Below are 17,595 nucleotides of genomic sequence, written 5' to 3'. Positions count from 1 at the left end.
GGCGCGCCGTAGTTCTCGCAGACATAGCCGCGAACCTCACCGTCGACCTCGACGCGGAAACGCACGCCGCGCGGGATGACGACCACGTGGCCCGGTGCGACCTCGATCACGCCCATCTCGGTGACGAAGCGCTGCGCCCCCTGCTGCGGCACGATCAGCAGCTCGCCGTCGGCCGAATAGAAGACCCGGTCCACCATCGAACGGTTGGCGACATAGAGGTGGACGCCCACCCCCGTCCCGGAATCGGCGTCGCCGTTGCCGCCATAGGTGGTCAGCCCCTCGACCCAGTCGGTCGGCTGGTCCGGCATGGGCAGCGGGTCCCAGCGCATCCGGTTGGGATTGGGCGGCGTCTCGGTGAAGGGACCGGAGCGCACCCTCCCCTGCGCGAACGGCTGATAGGGTCCGTGCTGGGCCGACGGCCGCAGGCGATAGAGCCAGCTTCTCAGATTATGGTCGCGCGGGGCGGTGAAGGCCGTGCCCGACAGCTGTTCGGCATAGAGGCCCAGCGCCGGACGCTGCGGCGAGTTGCGACCCACCGGCAGGGCGCCGTCCACCGCCTCCGTCGCGAAATGATTGGCGAAACCGCTCTGATAGGCGGGCGCGTTGGATCGCGTCATGTCGTTTCTCCCTTGCCGGGAGATGTAAGCGATCGCCGCGAAACCGTCACCCCGAGCCGCACGGCTTTGCCCTGGATCAAACGGAAATCGTCAGAATCCTTGCATCCTGGCCAGGCGTTCAGCGTGGAAATGGGCGTCGCCGAGAAGTTCGTTCAGGACGCGGACGCGCTTCATGAACAGGCCGACATCGAACTCGTCCGTCATGCCGACGCCGCCATGCATCTGGACCGCCTCCTGCACCGCCAGTTCGGCGACGCGGCCCGCCTTGGCCTTGGCGATTCCGGCGGCCTGTTCGGCGTCGGGACGGCCCGCGTCGATGGCCTGAAGCGCGGCCAGCGTGGCCGCCTTGGCCAGCTCCAGTTCGGTGAACAGGTGGGCGGCGCGGTGCTGCAGGGCCTGGAACTCGCCGATCAGCCTGCCGAACTGCTTGCGGGTTTTCAGGTAATCCAGCGTCGTCCTGAACGCCTGATCCCCCGCCCCGACCAGCGACGAAGCGGCGCAGGCGCGGCCCAGCGTCAGGGCGGCGTCCAGCGGCCCCTGCCCTTCGCCCACCGCGCCGATGACAGCGTCGGCGTCGACCTGAACCTCGCTCAAGGTCACGCGGGCGGCGTTGTGGGCGTCGACCATGACGGTGCGCTCGACCGAGACGCCCGGCGTCGCCCGATCGATCAGGAACAGGGTCAGGCCGTCTTCGGTCTGCGCCGCGACGATCAGGGCGTCGGCGATGTGGCCGTCCAACACGAAGCCCTTGGCGCCGTTCAGCTTGAAGCCGTTGCCGGAGCGTTCGGCGCGCGCAGCGATCTTCGCCGGGGCGTGTTTGGGCCCTTCGTCGACGGCGAGACTGAGGATGGCCTCGCCCGCCGCGATCCGGCCCAGCCATTGCTTCTGCGTCTCTGACCCAGCCGCCTTCAGAACCGTCACCGCCAGCACGGACGAGCCCATGAAGGGCGACGGCGTCAGGGTGCGACCCAGACTTTCAGCGATGACGCCCGCCTCGACGGCGCCGAGGCCCGAGCCGCCGTCTTCCTCAGGAATGACGACGCCGGAAAAGCCCATCTCGCCGAACGCCCGCCACAGGTCGCGTGAGACGCCGTCAGCGTCGCGGCTGTCGCGCAGTTGGCGCAGATGGGCGATGGGCGCGTTTTCGTTGAGGAAGCCGTCGGCGGCGTCCTGAAGCAGGGTCTGCTCTTCGGTCAGGATCAGGGGCATGGGCTCAGGCTCCCGGTAGTTGCAGCAGGTGTTTGGCGATGATGTTCAGCTGGACTTCGCTGGTCCCGCCTTCGATCGAGTTGGCCTTGGTGCGCAGCCAGTCGCGGGCGGCCTGGCCGTCGTTCGAGCGCTCGCCCTCCCATTCCAGCGCGTCCGATCCGCCCGCCGCCATGGCCAGTTCGTGGCGGCGTTTGTTCAGTTCTGAGCCGTAGTATTTGAGCATGGAGGCGATGGCCGGATGGGCCTGTTTCGCCTTCATCTGATCGCCTGCCCGCTCCATCGCCAGACGGAAGGCGGCGGCGTCGATGTCGTAGTCGGCGATGCGGGCGCGCAGCAGCGGCTCATCCAGCCGCCCGGCCTCGTCCAGCCCCAGATGATCAGCCGCGACCTGACCCAGCGGTCGGCCGACCCCGGTATCGCCCATGGCGCCGATCATGGTCCGCTCATGCGCCAGCAGGGCCTTGGCCACGTCCCAGCCGCGATTCAGCGTGCCGATCAGGTTCTCCTTCTCCACACGCACGTCGTCGAAGAAGGTCTCGCAGAAGGGCGACTTGCCGCTGATCAGGGTGATGGGCCGCGTCGTCACGCCCGGCGTCGCCATGTCGAACAGGACGAAGCTGATGCCCAGATGCTTGGGCGCCTCGGGATCGGTGCGGACCAGGCAGAAGATCCAGTCGGCCTTGTCGGCGTAGGACGTCCAGATCTTCTGGCCGTTGACGATCCAGTGGTCGCCCTGATCCACGGCGCGGGTCTGGACGGAGGCGAGGTCGGAGCCTGCGCCCGGCTCGGAATAGCCCTGACACCAGCGGATTTCGCCGCGCACGATGGGCGGCAGGAAGCGCTGCTTCTGTTCCTCGGTCCCGAAGGCCAGAAGCGCCGGGCCCAGCATCCAGACGCCGAAGCTGTAGAGCGGCGGCCGCGCCTTGATGCGGCGCATCTCCGACGCCAGCACCTTGGCCTCCTCGCGGTTCAGCCCGCCACCGCCGTATTCGCGCGGCCATTCCGGCGCGGTCCAGCCGCGCTCGGCCATGCGGTCCAGCCAGACCTTGTGCGCAGGAGTCGGGAAGACGGCGTTGCGGCCGCCCCAGACCATCTCGGCCTCGCCCGGCGCGGCGCCGCGACATTCAGGCGGGCAGTTCGCCTCCAGCCAGGCGCGCGTCTCGGCGCGGAACGTCTCCAGATCGGCCATGGCCGCCCTCCCTCGCGTTCTTGCTTGGAGAGGACGCTAGCCGGTCCTTTTTGGAAACGGAACCTACTTCTTGGTGGGCATGAAGGGCGAGAAGGTGATGACGGTGAAGGTGTCGCGGATGTGCGGACGCGTCTGCACCTGCTTGGTGACGAAGGCGCCGATGTCGGCGTCCCGGTGCAGTTGGAACTTGGCCAGCAGGTCGTGCTGGCCCGAGGTCGAATAGACCTCGCTCACATTCTCGACATTGTCGACCAGATCGGCCGCAACATCGTGGGCATGGCCCAACTCGCATTTGATGAAGACGAAAATGGCGGTCATCATGGCCTTCAAGCCTCCCGTTCAAGTGGAGGTCTCTAGCGGATGGAGACGACATGGGTAAGGCTTTGTCGCCCGAGGCGACGCTGACGATGGAACGGGCCGCGGCCTATGAGGCGGCCTATAACAACCGCGCCCGCGTGCCGGGGCACCCCGCTATCCTGGATCGCTGGCGCAAGGACTCGCTGCGGGTGATCGACGCCCGCCGGCCCGAGACGATCGAATACGGCCCGTCCGAGCGGCAGAAGATGGAGTGGTTCGACGCCGGGTCCGGCGCGCCGGTCGCCGTCTTCATGCACGGCGGCTATTGGCAGTCTCTGGATCGGGGCTGGTTCGCCTGGGTCGCGCCCGCCCTGCTGGAGCATGGAATCAGCGTCGCCGTGCCGGGATATGATCTCGCGCCCGGCGTCTCGGTCGGCAAGATCATCAGCCAGATGCGCGAGGCGACGGAGGCGGTGCGCGCCCGCACCGGCAAGCGGCCGCTGGTCTTCGGCCATTCGGTCGGCGGCCATATGGCGGCGGGCATGCTGTCCGAGGGCCGAGCGCGGGCGGCGCTGGCGATCTCGGGCGTGTTCGATCTGGAGCCGCTGGTCCACACCTCGCTGAATGAAGCCCTGGGACTGGACGCGCCGATCGCGCGCGCGCTGTCGCCCATTCACTGGCCCGCGCCGAACGGCTCGACGCCCGGCGGCACGGCGCTCGACTGCTGGGTCGGCGGCGACGAGAGCAATGAGTTTGTGCGCCAGAGCCGCGAGATGGCCGCCGCCTGGGGCGGCAAGGGCGCCGATACCCGCGTCGAGATCGTAGAGGGCGCCGACCACTTCACCGTCCTGGACCCGCTGGCCGATCCCGACAGCGCCATGGTGAAGCGGCTGGTGGAGCTGGCGACCGCCGAATAGCGGCGCTTACCAGGATTGATCCCGGTTACCCTTGACGTCAGGGGCGTCGCGCGCCGATCTGCGGGCCTCGGATCTTGAAGGAGACCTCCATGCGCCACGACCGCCTCAGCGTGCTGACCGCCCTTGAAACCCAGGGCGTGGTGCCGGTCTTCTATCACCCCGACCAGGAGGTCTGCGCCGAGGTGATCCGGGCCTGCGCCCGCGGCGGCGCCAAGGCGATCGAGTTCACCAACCGCGGCGACTTCGCCTGGGAGACCTTCACCGCCCTGTCCAAGGAATTCAGCCGCACGGATCCCGACATCATCATGGGCGTGGGCTCGATCCTGGATGCGCCGACGGCGGCCCTCTACCTGGCCTCGGCCGCGCGCTTCGTCATCAGCCCCTGCCTGGTTCCCGACGTCGCCAGGGTCTGCAATCGGCGACAGGTGGCCTATTCGCCCGGCTGCGGCTCGGTGCGCGACATCTCCGAGGCGCAGGAGCTGGGCTGCGAGATCGTCAAACTGTTCCCCGGCGCCTCCGTCGGCGGGCCGGACTTCGTCAAGGCGGTTCTGGGCCCCATGCCCTGGAGCAAGATCATGCCGACGGGCGGCGTCGACCCGGACGAAGCCTCCATCGCCAAATGGTTCGGGGCCGGCATCGTGGCGACCGGCATGGGCTCCAAGCTGATCACCGAGGCCGCGATCCAGGCGCGCGACTGGGCCGGCATCGAGGCCAAGGTGCGCCAGACTGTCGAGGCGATCGCGGCGTTCCGGGCGAAGGGCTGACCCTCTCCCTCCCCTTCAGAAACGGCGCTCAATGGGACGAGCGGCAACGCACAAAAAAGACCCCGCCGGCTCGCCCGACGGGGTCTTTCTTCTGTTCAGCGACAGGCTCGCCTCAGGCGGCGGCGTCGGCCTTGGCGGCCAGCTTGGCCTGGTGAGCCTTCATGCCCGCCGCGATCAGTTCGGCGGCTTCGCCGGCGTCGCCCCAGCCGTTGACCTTGACCGACTTGCCCTTCTCCAGATCCTTATAGCGGGTGAAGAAGTGCTCGATCTGCTCGATCAGGATGGCGGGCAGCTGACGGTAGCTGGAGACCTCGGTGTAGTAGGGGTTCAGCTTGTCGACCGGCACAGCCAGGATCTTTTCGTCGCCGCCGGCTTCATCGACCATCTTCAGCACGCCGATCGGGCGCGAACGGATGACGCAGCCGGGCACCACCGGCGTCGGGTTCAGCACGATCACGTCGCAGGGATCGCCGTCGTCCGACAGGGTGTGCGGCACGAAGCCGTAGTTGCCCGGATAGTACATGGCGGTGTGCAGGAAGCGGTCGACGAACAGGGCGCCCGACTCCTTGTCCATCTCATACTTCACCGGCAGTCCGCCCTGCGGAATCTCGATGATGACGTTGATGTCCCACGGCGCGTTAGGGCCGACCGGGATGGCGTCGATGTTCATGGTACGCTCTTATTGCAGGTGCGAACGGGGAGAATTGACGCGCGTGATAAGCTTTGCGCGGCTTTACGGCAAGCGTCGCGGCGATCACGCTTGCCTTGCGGCGGCTGACGTGGCGTCAATCCAGACATGAGTCTGTTCGATTGGATCGCCCTGTTCGTCTTCGTCGTCGCCTGGCTGGGCTATGGCCCGCTGATCCGCCTGGTGGCGCGGCGCAGCGGCTCGCTCAACATGGACATGCTGTCGGTGCGCGACGCCTGGATGCGCGCCATGACTCATCGTGAAATGCGGCTGATCGACAGCCAGTTGATGGGCCATTCGATCAACTCGGCCTCCTTCTTCGCCTCGACCAATCTGCTGCTGATCGCCGCCGTGGCCGGCGTGCTGTTCGGGGGCGAGGCGGCGATGCGCGGTTTCGCCGCCGTCGGGGCCGAGCCCGTCGCTCCGCGCCTGATGGAGGCCAAGCTGGCCCTGGTCCTGGTCTGCCTGGCGCGCGGTTTCCTCGACTTCATCTGGGCCTTGCGCCAGCTGAACTACACCCTGGCCCTGATCGGCGCCGCGCCGGAAATCCACGAAGAGGCCGATCGCGTCGCCTATGGCCGCGCCGTGGGGCGGTTGCTGAACCCCGCACTGACCAATTTCAACCAGGGCGTTCGCGGCTATTATTTCGCCCTGGCCGCCGCCGCTTGGTTGTTCGGGCCGCTGTGGCTGATGCTGGGCGCGGTGTCGGTCTTCGCCCTTCTGGCCTGGCGTCAGCTGGCCTCGCCCGCCGCCAGCGCCATTCGCCAGGCCCGCCGTCTGCTTGAACGCGGATGATTATCTCGCATATGCGAAATCGCCATCGCCGCCCCGCGCCGCCGAGAGGCGACGTCAGACTTCGTAACACCCCGTGATTGTATAAGATTGACTCGGCGCTTGTATTTTTGTGCGCTGCAAACTAACTTGTTTTTCGACGCTTTCGAGCGTCTTGCCCTTCCTGGGCGTTTCCTCCCTATAGACTTTCCAAAGCCGCGCCGTTTGGCGCGGCTCTTTTTTTGCCTCGTTCGCGGTCGTCAGGCGCTCTGGTCCGCGCACAGGCCGGCGATGACCCGCCGCAAGGCCGAGCGACATCGCGTCCAGCCCGGCGAGGGCGCCCAGGCCGCCTCATCCCAGTACAGGCCCCGGCTCAGCTCCACCTGGATCGCCTGAAAGCCCTCGTCCGGCCGCCCCCAGCGCTGGGTCGCATAGCCGCCCGCATAGGGCCGGTTCAGGCCGACCGTCAGCCCCTGCGCCTCGAACAGCCGCCGCAGCCGCCGCGTCAGCAACGCCTCGCAACTGGTCCCGTGCCGATCGCCCAGCACCACGTCCACCGCCCCGTTCGTCGCCCGCGCCGGCATGGAGTGCCAGTCGATCAGCACCGCTCGTCCGAACCGCGACCGCGCCGTCTCCATCATCTCATGCAAGGCCGCATGATAGGGCGCATGGACCCGCGCCACCCTCGCCTCGGCCTCGCCCCACGTCAGCCGTCGATCGTAGAGCGGCGTGCCGTCCCCCGCCAATCGCGCCACCACGCCGTACCCCGCCTGAGCCTTGGCGCTGGAGCGCGGCGCGACGGCGTCCGTGATCAACGCCGGATCCCACTCGTCCGGCGCCCGGTTCAGATCGACGTAGGCTCGACCGATCCGCGCCGCGATCAGGGCCGCGCCTTCTGCCGGACCGCCGTCGATCAACTGATCGACGGCCGCGTCCTCGGCGCTGCGGACCGCGCGCATCGAGGCCGCCGCCTGCATGTCCTCGGGATAGAGGTCGCCCGAGTGCGGCGAGGCGAACACCAGAGGCGTCGCCCGCCCGGTCTCGGCCGGAACGATCCAGAAGGGCGGCTGATGCGCATCCATGCCTTGGCCATAGCCTGCTTTGTCGCGAAAGGCGCGCCCGAAGCCATTGCGCCCGCCTTCGTCTTCACCGCCGGTTTACTCCGCAGGGCCTAGGCTGGCCGCCAATTTCCCAACGGTTTCGATTCGATCATGGCGCGCATTCTTCTGGCCGAAGACGACAATTCTCTTCGCGGCTTCCTGACCCGCGCCCTGGAGCGGGCCGACCATGAGGTCGTGGCCTGCGAAAACGGCGACGACGCCATCGACGCGCTGGACCAGGGTCCCTACGACCTGCTGCTGACCGACATCGTCATGCCGGGCGCCGACGGCATCGAGGTCGCCCGCGTCGCCGCCGCCCGCCAGCCGGGCCTGCGCATCATGTTCATCACCGGCTTCGCGGCGGTCGCCCTCAGCGCCGCCCAAGCCTCGCCCCAGGCCAAGGTCCTGTCCAAACCCGTCCACCTGCGCGACCTGGTGAACGAGGTCGAACGCATGATCGCGGCCTAACCGAAAGAAAAGTCGAACAAAGGCGTCAAAGCCCCTTGCAGCCCCCGCAAACGGCGGGTTATAGACGCCGCCTTCCCGCCCACCGGCGCACACGCCGAGGGGCCGCAGAACAGGCGGACGCGTAGCTCAGCGGGAGAGCACTACGTTGACATCGTAGGGGTCACAGGTTCAATCCCTGTCGCGTCCACCATTCTCTTTCAAAGACTTAGAGATACTGCGTCGTTGGTTGGCCGCCCTTTCACGTCCGTCTGACGATCATCTCGTTGCGTCATGAGCGCCCAGCCAACTTGTGGGCTGGTCTTCATTTGACTCTTTGCGACGGTTGGCGATGCCTGCTTCTAGGCTGCGGTCAGCCCTTCGGGAACGACCTAGGTCATAGGCCGTCTGAAATCAAAATGAAGCATGGGCCGCCGCCCCGCTTGACTCCCTCCCGGGGTCAGGGCGCATATAAGAACATATGCGGAACATTCATTCTCAGCCTGACGCTCTGGCGGCGCTGAAGACTCGCCTGGAGGCCCTGGATCGGGCGGGCGGTCGTCGCGTCGACGCGGGCGTGCGCGCGGGAAGCGACGACGCATTTGCACCGTTGGCCACGGGCGTTCTGCATGATCTCTACGCCGTCGCCCCTGCCGACGCGGTGGCGGTCAACGCCTTCGGGCTGGGGATGGCGCTGCGGGCGGCGGCGGGGCGGCCCATCGTCTGGGGCCTGCATGAGATGATGGCCCAGGAGGCGGGACGGCCCCACGGTCCGGGCCTGCATGAGATGGGCCTGGCGCCGCGCGACCTGCTGCTGGTGCGGACACGCGACGTGCAGACCCTGTTGGCCGTCGGCGAAGAAGCCCTGCGCAGTCCCGCCGTGGGCGCCGTGCTGTTGAGCGCCTGGGGCGAGGCCAGGGCCTTCAGCCTGACGGCCAGCCGCCGACTGGCTCTGGCGGCCGAGACGGGCGGCGCGACCCTGTTCCTGGCGCGGGCGAGCGCCCTGCCCTGTCCCAGCGCGGCCGAGACCCGCTGGTCGGTGGCGTCCTGCGCGTCAGAACCTCTGGAAGGCGGAGCGCCGGGGCGGCCGTCTTTTTCGGCGACCCTGCTGCGGCGGCGCGGCGGCGGGGCGACCGGAACCTGGATCATGGAGTGGGATCGTGAACAGCGAACCTTCCGCCCGCCCGCGCCGCTATCTGGCGGTCTGGTTCCCCTGGCTGCCCAGCGACCGGCTGCGACGCCAGGAGCAGCGGGACGGCGCGCCGCCTGAGGATGCGCCGCCCGTCGTCCTGGCCGAGAAGATCAAGGGCGCGCTGAGGCTGACGGCCGTCGATCCGGCGGCGGCGCGGGCGGGACTGACCCCCGGCCTGGCCCTGGCCGATGCGCGGGCGCGGACCCCCGCCCTGCGCGTCGTCGCCCATCGAGCGGACCTCGACGACGCCCTGCTGACGCGGGTGCTGGAGGATTTCGGTCGCTTCACCCCCATGATCGCGCTGGACCCGCCGCACGGCCTGATGCTGGACGTGACCGGCTGCGCCCACCTGTTCGGCGGAGAGACAGGCCTGATGCGGACGGTCCAGGCGCGGGCCGAACGCGCCGGTCTCAAAATCCGGTGCGCCCTGGCCGGCACGCCCCAGGTCGCGCGCGCCCTGGCCCGCTTCAGCCCCGGCGGCCGGTTCGAGCCCGGCCAGGACCGCGCCGCTGCGCGCCGCCTGCCGGTCGCCGCCCTGGAGCTTTCGGACAAGGAGGACGAGGCCCTGCGCCGTCTGGGCCTGAAGCGGCTGGGCGACCTGGACGACCGGCCCCGCGCGCCCCTGGCCGCCCGCTTCGGCGCCGACTTCCCGACCCGACTGGCGCGGGTTCTGGGCGACGAGGACATGCGCATCACCCCGCATCGCCCGCCTGCGCCCGTGATCGTCGACCGCGTCTTCTTCGAGCCGATCTCGGCGCCCGAGGACGTAGAGCGGGTCCTGTCCGACCTGCTAATCGAGACCATGGACCGGCTGGATCAGACCGACCTGGGCGGCCGCGCCTTCGAGGCCGGCTTCTATCGCGTGGACGGCGCGACCCGCCGCATCGTCGTCCGCACCGGCCGTCCGACCCGCGACGCTCCCGCGACCCTGCGGCTGTTCCGTGAGCGGATGGCGGCCCTGGCCGCCCCGCTGGACCCCGGCTTCGGCTTCGATCAGATGCGGATGTCCGTGCCCTGGACTCAGGCTTTGGCGCCGACCCAGCAGGGGCTGGAACGCGAGACGCCCGGCGAAGAGGCCTTCAGCCGTCTGGTCGACCGGCTGACCGCGCGCCTGGGACCCGAGGCCGTGCTACGCTTCAAGCCCTTCGCCTCGCACATTCCCGAACGCGCCGCGCGGCTAGTCCCAGCCGCCGCCCATCGTGGCGACGAGCCCTGGCCCGACCTTGATCCCGACGATCCGCCCTTGCGGCCGCTGCAGATGTTCGACCCGCCCCAGCCGGTCGAAACCCTCGCCGAGGTTCCCGACGGCTATCCGCTGAAGTTCCGCTGGCGCCGCGTCCTGCACGAGGTGACCCGCGCCGAGGGGCCCGAGCGGATCAGCGGCGAATGGTGGCGTGCCCCGAACCAGCGCACCCGCGACTATTACCGGGTCGAAGACCGGGACGGCCGTCGCTTCTGGCTGTTCCGCCAGGGCCTTTATGGCGAGACGCTCGAGCCGCGCTGGTTCATCCACGGCCTGTTCGCGTGAGGAGGCTCGACCCTTGCGGCGCCTACGCCGAACTGGCGACGGCCAGCAACTTCTCCTTCCTGCGCGGTGCCTCGCATCCCAAGGACCTGGTGCTGACAGCGATCCAGCGCGGCCATGCCGGTCTGGGGCTGGCCGATCGCAACACTGTAGCGGGCGTGGTGCGGGCCTGGAGCGCGCTGAAGGAGATTCGCGTTGAGGGTCTGGCCCCGCCGGACAGGATGCGCGACGGCGGCAGTCCCGGCGAGATCGCCTTCATCGAGGCCCCGCTGAACGATCCGGCCCTGTCCGAAGAGGTGAAGCGCCGCGCGGCGGACTTCCGCCTGCTGACCGGGGCGCGGCTGGTCTTCAACGACGGGGCTCCCGACGTCATCGCCTATCCGGAGACGCGGGCGGGCTGGGGCCGGCTGACGCGCCTGCTGACCCTGGGCAACAGACGGGCCAGGAAGGGCGAGTGCGAGATCGGCCTGCGCGACCTGCTGGCCGATCCCGAAGGCCTGCTACTGATCCTCGTCCCGCCGGACCGGCTGACGGGGCTGGAAGAGGCGCTGACCCGCATGAGCGCGGCGGCGCCGGGCGCGGTCTGGCTGGGCGCCGCCCTGCACAGGCGCGGCGACGACCGGCGCCGGCTGGCCCGGCTCAAGGCCATGGCGGAGCGAGCGGGCGTTCCCCTGCTGGCGCTCAACGACGTCCTCTACGCCGCTCCCGACGACCGCGACCTGCAGGACATCCTGACCTGCATCCGCGAAGGCGCGACCATCGAAACCGCCGGCCGCCGGCTGGAAGCCAACGCCGAGCGCTGGCTGAAGCCCGAAGATGAAATGGCGAGGCTGTTCAAAGACGCGCCCGAGGCGATGACCGAGACGACCGCCTTCCTGTCGCGGGCAAGCTTCGACCTGTCCGAACTCAGCTACCAATACCCGGAAGAGCCGGTCCCGCCGGGCTGGAATCCCCAAGCCTGGTTGGAGAACCTGACCGACCGTCATGCCGCCATGCGCTATCCCGACGGCGTTCCCGACAAGGTTCGGGTCTTGCTGGACAAGGAACTGGCCTTCATCGCCCGCAAGAAGATAGCCCCCTACTTCCTGACCATCTTCGACATCGTCCGCGTGGCGCGAGACAAGCGCATCCTGTGCCAGGGACGAGGCTCGGCGGCGAACTCGGCGGTCTGCTACGTCCTGGGCATCACCTCGGTGGACCCGATGGAATCCGACCTGCTGTTCGAGCGCTTCCTCTCCGAGGATCGAAACGAACCGCCCGACATCGATGTGGATTTCGAGCATGAGCGGCGCGAAGAGATCATCCAGCATATCTACGAACGCTATGGCCGCGATCGCGCCGGCATCGCCGCCACCGTCATCCACTTCCGCCCCCGCAGCGCCATCCGCGAGGTCGGCAAGGCGCTAGGCCTGACCGAAGACGTCACCGCTCGCCTGGCCTCCAGCCACTGGGGCAGTTGGGGGACCGAGATCGGCGATCGCCACGTCATTCAGGCAGGACTGGATGCAGCCAACCCCATGATCGCCCGCGCGGTCGATATGGCCTCACGTCTGCTGAACTTCCCCCGGCACCTCAGCCAGCATGTCGGGGGCTTCGTCCTGACCCAGGACCATCTGGACGAGATGGTCCCCATCGGCAACGCCGCCATGCCGGACCGGACTTTCATCGAATGGGACAAGGACGACATCGACGCCCTAGGCCTGATGAAGGTCGATGTCCTGGCGCTCGGCATGTTGACCTGCATCCGCAAGGCCTTCGACCTGATCCGCGCGCATGAGAAGAAGGATTGGGAGCTACATACGCTTCCGCGCGAAGATTCTGCTGTCTACGACATGCTGTGTCGAGGCCAGTCCATCGGCGTCTTCCAGGTCGAGAGCCGTGCCCAGATCAACATGCTGCCCCGGCTGAAGCCTCGCTGTCTTTACGACCTCGTCATTCAGGTCGCCATCGTGCGGCCTGGCCCGATCCAGGGCGACATGGTCCATCCCTATCTGCGTCGGCGCAACAAGGAGGAGGAGGTCGTCTATTCTTCGCCCTCCCCCGATCACGGCCCGCCCGACGAACTGGAACAGGTGCTGCACAAGACCCTTGGCGTGCCCCTGTTTCAGGAACAGGCGATGAAGCTGGCCATCGTCGCCGCCGAGTTCAGCGACGGCGAGGCCAACGGCCTGCGCAAGGCCATGGGCACTTTCCGGGGCGACGGCAGCCTTCACACCTATGAGACGCGCATGGTCGGACGGATGGTCGAACGCGGCTATGACCCGGCCTTCGCCCAGCGCTGTTTCGAACAGATCAAGGGCTTCGGCTCCTACGGCTTTCCTGAAAGCCATGCCGCCAGTTTCGCGCGGCTGGTCTATGTCTCGTCATGGATCAAGCACCGCCACCCGGCGGCCTTCGCCTGCGCCTTACTGAACAGCCAGCCCATGGGCTTCTACGCCCCCGCACAGATCGTGCGCGAGGCGCAGGAGGTCGGCGGGGTCGAGGTGCGCCCCATCGACGTCTCCCACAGCGACTGGGACAACAGTCTGGAGGGGCCTGAGAAGGCGCCCATCCTGCGTCTGGGCCTGCGCCAGATCGACGGCTTCAAAGAGGACTGGGCCAAGGCCCTGTCGACGGCGCGAGCCGAGGCGCCCTTCGCCGATGTCGAAACTCTGGCCCGGCGCGCCGAACTGCCCGCCGCCGCCATGCGCAAGCTGGCCGACGCCGACGCCTTCCGCTCCCTGGGCCAGGACCGTCGCGCGGCCCTGTGGGCGGTGCGCCGCCTGCCCGACGACGATCCCCTGCCCCTGTTCGCCGCCGCCGAGGCGCGCGAACGGGGCGCGCGCGAACTGGGCGCCGAGCCCGACGCTCGTCTGCCCACGATGCCGCTGGGCGAGCACGTCGCCGCCGACTATCAGACCGCGCGCCTGTCGCTGAAGGCCCACCCCATGGCCATCCTGCGTCCCGTCTTCGCCGCCGACCGGGTGCTGACCTGCGCGGCCGCCGAAGCCAAGCGCGGCGGCTCCCTCGTGCGGGTCGCCGGCGTGGTCCTGGTGCGTCAGCGGCCGGGCAAGGGGAACGCCGTCTTCGTGACCCTGGAGGACGAGACCGGCATCACCAACGTGATCCTGTGGGCGCGGATGCTGGACCAGTTCCGGCGCGAGGTCATGGGCGCCCGCCTGATGCAGATCGAAGGCGTCGTCGAGAAAAGTCCCGAAGGCGTGATCCACGTCGTCGCCCGCCACGTCATCGACCGCAGCGCCGAGCTGTCCCGCCTGTCAGAGAACCATGAGACCGACATCCAGCTCGCCCGCGCCGATGTCGTCGCTAACCCGCAACCGCCGCGACGCCCGTCGCACCGGCATCCGCGGGACGTCCGCATCCTGCCGGGATCGCGGGATTTCCACTAGGCGCCGGAAGCGGGCCTGCCAACCGGACATCAAGACCCTAGCCTCGCCGTTCCCAAGCCTCTAGCCGACCCGGGCGGCCGTGGGCGGCGCCTGCCGCAGCGCCAGTTCCGCCTTTTCAGGCCGGATATAGATCGAGGTGAGCTGCGGATACCGCTGCTTCAATTCGGTTTCGAGCGCCTCGATCAGGGTCTCGGCCTCCCCCATCGCCAGGCCGTCCTCGAAATCCGCGCTGACCGCGACGAACACCGCGTCCGGCGAGGTATGGATGGTGCGCACATGGTTCACCGCCGCCACGCCGGGGCTTCGCTCTACGGCGGCCCAGATGCCGCCGACCAGTTCCGGGTCGGCGCTTTCCCCGATCAGCAGCCCTTTGGCCTCGCGGGCCAAGAGGGCGGCGACCAGGGCGAGGATCAGGCCGATGGCGATCGAGGCGATGCCGTCGATGCGCGGCTCGCCCAGGGCATGGCTCGTCCATACGCCCAGCGCCGCGATGGCGAGGCCGAGAAGGGCGGCGCTGTCCTCGAACAGGACGATGAACCCCGCCGGATCCTTGGAGCGTCGCACCGCGCGCCACCAGCCGGCCCCCTGCCGCTTGGCGTTGAACGCTTTCACGGCGATGGCCCAGGAGCCGCCCTCGAGCAGGGCCGCCACCGCGAGAACCACATAGTTGATACGCGGATCGCCCAGTGGCTCCGGATCTCGAATGTGGAGCCAGCCTTCATAGATGGACACGCCGGCGCCCACGGCGAAGATCAGGATGGCGACAACGAAGGCCCAGAAATAGAGCTCGCGTCCGTAGCCGAAGGGGTGAAGCCCATCCGCAGGGCGCTTCGCGCGATGCTGGCCGTAGAGCAACAGGATCTGATTGCCGCTGTCGACGAGCGAATGCACGCCCTCGGTCAGCATGGAGGAGGAGCCGCTGATCGCCGAGGCGACGAACTTGGCGACGGCGATGCCGAGATTGGCGGCCAGCGCGCCGAGGAGGACGATGTTCTCCTTGAGGGGATGGGTCTCGCCCGGCCTCTCCGGCCTGTCGCTCGCCCGGCTCACCGGCGGTCGGGCCCGCCGTGAGCGCCGCTCTCCATCGGGGAAGGCCCAAGCATCAGGTCGAACGCCTCCGGCGCCGCCTTCAGGAGGCCGATGTCGCCATCCGGGTGCGCGGGCGAGGGAATTTGAGCCACGGCGACCTCCTTCCCGGGAGCAGCGCGCGTCGCGGAAAGGAGTTCCCCCGCGCCGCCGGTTCAGGCTGACCTCCAGGCGGCTTCGCGAGGGACGCCCCGTATCGCTGCGTAGTTTGACTGAGCCCCCTTCTGAACCGGAGCCTGTCATGCCCTTCCTTCGCCCCCTCGCCTACCCCAGCCTGGCCGTCGCCGTCGCCGTCGCCCTGGCTTCTGCCGTCCTGACCCCTATCGCGGCTCAGGCGCACGCCCGCCTGGTCAGCGTCACGCCCGCCGCCAAGTCGACCGTCGCATCGCCGCGCACGGTGACCCTGACCTTCAGCGAGCGTGTGGCCCCGGCCTTTTCCAGCTTCGACGTGGTCAACGCCGCCGGGACGAAGGCGACGATCCGCACCGAGGTCAGCCAAGACGGCAAGACCATTACCGGCGCGCTGGCGCGTCCGCTGGCCGCCGGCGCCTATGTCGTCAACTGGCGCATCGCCTCCGTTGACGGCCACCGCATGACCGGCAGCTACGACTTCGTCGTCCGCTGAGATGATCGAGGTCTGGATCGTCATCCTGCGCGGCGTGCAATACGCCGCCGGCGCATTGCTGCTCGGCCTGCCCGCCTTCATGCTCTACAGCGCGCGAGCGATCGGGCCGCTGAATCTGCGCTGGCCGCGCCCCGCCCTGATCTGGGCGGCGGCCGCGCTGACGCTGGCCGCGCCCGCCGCCTTGCTGGCTCAGACCGCCATGATGGCCGGGTCGTTGAGCGAGGCCGTCAAACCCGCCTCGCTGAGCTTCATGATCACCGGCATGGGACTGGGCAAGGCCATGGTCGTGCGGACGCTGGCCGCCGTTCTGGCGCTGGCGGCCGCCCTGCTGCTGCGACCGGGTCGTCTGATGTGGGGCGGGCTGACGCTGCTGGGCGTCATCATCTCGGCCAGCTTCGCCTGGACCGGCCACGGCGCGGCGACCGAAGGATCAGGCCATGCGGTGCATCTGATCTCGGACATCGTTCACGCTGTCGCCGCCTCGGTCTGGATCGGCGCCCTGGCCGCCTTCGCCGTCCTGATCCTGCGTCGGCCGTCGGGCGACGCCGCCTGGGACGCGGGCGTGGCGCGCAGCCTGACCGGCTTCGCCGGGGTCGGCGCGGCGGCCGTCGGCGCCCTGGTCGTGACCGGCCTGATCAACAGCGCCTATCTGGTCGGCCTGTCCAGGGCGCTCAGCCTGGGCGACAGCCCCTATGGCGTCCTTCTGATGATCAAGCTGGTGCTGTTCGGCCTGATGGTCGCCCTGGCGGCGGCTCACCGCTTCCGCCTGGCGCCCCTGATGGCCAGGGACGCCGGCCAGGCCTTGCCGCACCTGAAAAGGAGCCTGGCGGTCGAATTCGTCCTGGCCCTGACGATCCTGGCCGTAATCGCCGTCATGGGCACCCTGCCGCCCCCAGCGGCGCTGTAACGACGTCTTCCTAGAGGGCGGCCTTGCGACGGGCCGCCCGCACCGCCCCCGCCGTCTTCAGGTCGCGCGCCAACCGGATCCACAACAGGATGAAGCCCGTCACCACCATGCTGAGCGTCAGCACGGTCAGGCCGACCAGCAACGGATGGTTGAAGTTGTCGCCGTCCTTGAAGTCGAGGATGTGGAGCCGCCAGAAGAAGTCATAGAAGCGCCAGACCGCCGAGCGCCGCGTGACCACCTCCCCCGTCTGCGGCGACAGATAGAAGGCCGTGCGTTCCGCATCATCGAAGTCCACACGCCAGATCGGCCCGTCGCGGCCGGTTTCCTTCGGCGCCTGATCCAGCAGGACGGCCGACCTGGGCGCCGCTTCGCCACGATAGGCTGCGGCGGCCAGGGCCGAGGCTTCGTCCGCCCTCATCCCCGCGAAAGGCCGGCCGGTCTCGGCGTCCAGGGTAACGGGCGCGCCCTCGACCGGCGTCATGATCCAGGCGGGGCCGCGCTGCGTCATCTTCAGTTCGGCCCGCACCGGCGTCACCTCGGAAAGACGCGAAACCTCAGCCAACCGAAGAATTTTCTCCAGCGGCAGGGCGGCGGGCGTCGACGCCTTCAGCCGGTGCTCGCTGCGCACCGTTTCGATCGGGATCGCGGTCATGACCAGGCCGCCTCCGACCCAGAACAGCACCTGCAGGCCCACCACCAGGCCCACCCATTTGTGAATCTGGGTCGAGTAACGCAGAACCTTCATCGCTTCCCCTCAAGCTCAAGGCGCCGCGGCCGCAACGGCCGAATGAAACCTATACGCCTATCGACGCGCGCGCCCTCATGCGCTTTCAAGGGAAACAGCGACAGGCCGCGTATTCTCCGTTGAGGCCGCG

The 17,595-nt window shown here is 68.6% G+C and carries 17 protein-coding genes and 1 tRNA gene; 10 read left to right on the top strand and 8 right to left on the bottom strand.

What is annotated here, in order from left to right; all coding sequences use genetic code 11:
- The 4 genes from ACWIDZ_RS14490 to ACWIDZ_RS14475 all read right to left on the bottom strand — a co-directional run.
- Window positions 1–617 (bottom strand): homogentisate 1,2-dioxygenase (locus ACWIDZ_RS14490; RefSeq protein WP_453989649.1); only part of this gene is annotated, 617 nt, incomplete at its 3' end.
- Between the two features lie 90 nt (window positions 618–707).
- Window positions 708–1,826 (bottom strand): acyl-CoA dehydrogenase family protein, encoded by a 1,119-nt coding sequence (locus ACWIDZ_RS14485; protein WP_453989650.1) that lies wholly within the window; start codon window positions 1,824–1,826, stop codon window positions 708–710.
- A 4-nt stretch (window positions 1,827–1,830) separates the two neighbouring features.
- A complete protein-coding gene (locus tag ACWIDZ_RS14480) occupies window positions 1,831–3,015 on the bottom strand; it encodes an acyl-CoA dehydrogenase family protein (protein ID WP_453989651.1) in 1,185 nt (394 codons plus the stop codon).
- Between the two features lie 63 nt (window positions 3,016–3,078).
- Window positions 3,079–3,336 (bottom strand): Lrp/AsnC ligand binding domain-containing protein, encoded by a 258-nt coding sequence (locus tag ACWIDZ_RS14475; RefSeq protein WP_343831832.1) that lies wholly within the window; start codon window positions 3,334–3,336, stop codon window positions 3,079–3,081.
- A gap of 50 nt (window positions 3,337–3,386) precedes the next feature.
- On the opposite strand from ACWIDZ_RS14475, the gene ACWIDZ_RS14470 reads away from it, so the two are divergent.
- Both ACWIDZ_RS14470 and ACWIDZ_RS14465 read left to right on the top strand, forming a co-directional pair.
- Window positions 3,387–4,229 carry an alpha/beta hydrolase gene (locus ACWIDZ_RS14470; RefSeq protein WP_312219854.1) on the top strand — a complete coding sequence of 281 codons (843 nt, stop codon included), beginning with the start codon at window positions 3,387–3,389 and terminating at the stop codon, window positions 4,227–4,229.
- Window positions 4,230–4,318: 89 nt separating this feature from the next.
- Window positions 4,319–4,993, top strand: coding sequence for a bifunctional 4-hydroxy-2-oxoglutarate aldolase/2-dehydro-3-deoxy-phosphogluconate aldolase (locus ACWIDZ_RS14465; RefSeq protein WP_453989652.1), 675 nt, complete (start codon window positions 4,319–4,321; stop codon window positions 4,991–4,993).
- A 112-nt stretch (window positions 4,994–5,105) separates the two neighbouring features.
- On the opposite strand, the gene ppa is transcribed toward ACWIDZ_RS14465, so the two are convergent.
- Entirely contained in the window at window positions 5,106–5,663 is a 558-nt protein-coding gene (ppa, locus tag ACWIDZ_RS14460) for an inorganic diphosphatase (RefSeq protein ID WP_291779068.1), read from the bottom strand.
- A 126-nt stretch (window positions 5,664–5,789) separates the two neighbouring features.
- Between ppa and ACWIDZ_RS14455 the strand changes: the two genes are divergently transcribed.
- Entirely contained in the window at window positions 5,790–6,476 is a 687-nt protein-coding gene (locus ACWIDZ_RS14455) for a DUF599 domain-containing protein (RefSeq protein ID WP_291779066.1), read from the top strand.
- A 236-nt stretch (window positions 6,477–6,712) separates the two neighbouring features.
- Here the strand turns inward: ACWIDZ_RS14455 and ACWIDZ_RS14450 are convergent, their stop codons facing one another.
- Entirely contained in the window at window positions 6,713–7,534 is an 822-nt protein-coding gene (locus ACWIDZ_RS14450) for an N-formylglutamate amidohydrolase (RefSeq protein WP_453989653.1), read from the bottom strand.
- 129 nt (window positions 7,535–7,663) lie between these two features.
- Between ACWIDZ_RS14450 and cpdR the strand changes: the two genes are divergently transcribed.
- From cpdR to ACWIDZ_RS14425, 5 genes are all read left to right on the top strand, one after another.
- Complete coding sequence (gene cpdR / locus ACWIDZ_RS14445) at window positions 7,664–8,020, top strand: cell cycle two-component system response regulator CpdR (RefSeq protein ID WP_003166166.1); 357 nt, start codon at window positions 7,664–7,666, stop codon at window positions 8,018–8,020.
- 115 nt (window positions 8,021–8,135) lie between these two features.
- Window positions 8,136–8,210 (top strand) — tRNA-Val (locus ACWIDZ_RS14440).
- A gap of 267 nt (window positions 8,211–8,477) precedes the next feature.
- On the top strand, window positions 8,478–9,266 hold the full coding sequence (locus ACWIDZ_RS14435; RefSeq protein ID WP_453989654.1) for an ImuA family protein: 789 nt from the start codon (window positions 8,478–8,480) through the stop codon (window positions 9,264–9,266).
- Window positions 9,157–10,716, top strand: coding sequence for a Y-family DNA polymerase (locus ACWIDZ_RS14430; protein WP_453989655.1), 1,560 nt, complete (start codon window positions 9,157–9,159; stop codon window positions 10,714–10,716). Before ACWIDZ_RS14435 ends, ACWIDZ_RS14430 begins: the two co-directional genes overlap by 110 nt.
- A complete protein-coding gene (locus ACWIDZ_RS14425; protein ID WP_453989656.1) occupies window positions 10,713–14,102 on the top strand; it encodes an error-prone DNA polymerase in 3,390 nt (1,129 codons plus the stop codon). Before ACWIDZ_RS14430 ends, ACWIDZ_RS14425 begins: the two co-directional genes overlap by 4 nt.
- A 60-nt stretch (window positions 14,103–14,162) precedes the next feature.
- Here ACWIDZ_RS14425 and ACWIDZ_RS14420 read toward each other — a convergent pair whose 3' ends face one another.
- Window positions 14,163–15,152: a cation diffusion facilitator family transporter gene (locus ACWIDZ_RS14420; RefSeq protein ID WP_453989657.1), complete on the bottom strand. Its 990-nt coding sequence runs from the start codon at window positions 15,150–15,152 to the stop codon at window positions 14,163–14,165.
- A 277-nt stretch (window positions 15,153–15,429) separates the two neighbouring features.
- Between ACWIDZ_RS14420 and copC the strand changes: the two genes are divergently transcribed.
- The gene (gene copC, locus ACWIDZ_RS14415) at window positions 15,430–15,813 is read left to right on the top strand and encodes a copper homeostasis periplasmic binding protein CopC (RefSeq protein ID WP_453989658.1); all 384 of its coding nucleotides are present in this window, start codon (window positions 15,430–15,432) and stop codon (window positions 15,811–15,813) included.
- Window position 15,814: 1 nt separating this feature from the next.
- Complete coding sequence (copD, locus tag ACWIDZ_RS14410; protein ID WP_453989659.1) at window positions 15,815–16,720, top strand: copper homeostasis membrane protein CopD; 906 nt, start codon at window positions 15,815–15,817, stop codon at window positions 16,718–16,720.
- A 10-nt stretch (window positions 16,721–16,730) separates the two neighbouring features.
- Here the strand turns inward: copD and ACWIDZ_RS14405 are convergent, their stop codons facing one another.
- The gene (locus ACWIDZ_RS14405) at window positions 16,731–17,465 is read right to left on the bottom strand and encodes a PepSY domain-containing protein (protein WP_453989660.1); all 735 of its coding nucleotides are present in this window, start codon (window positions 17,463–17,465) and stop codon (window positions 16,731–16,733) included.
- Window positions 17,466–17,595: the final 130 nt, after the last annotated feature.

It is taken from the genome of Brevundimonas sp. NPDC055311, from assembly GCF_053645695.1.
Note: the sequence above shows the minus strand (reverse complement) of the source record. Positions and strands in the feature narration are given on the sequence as shown.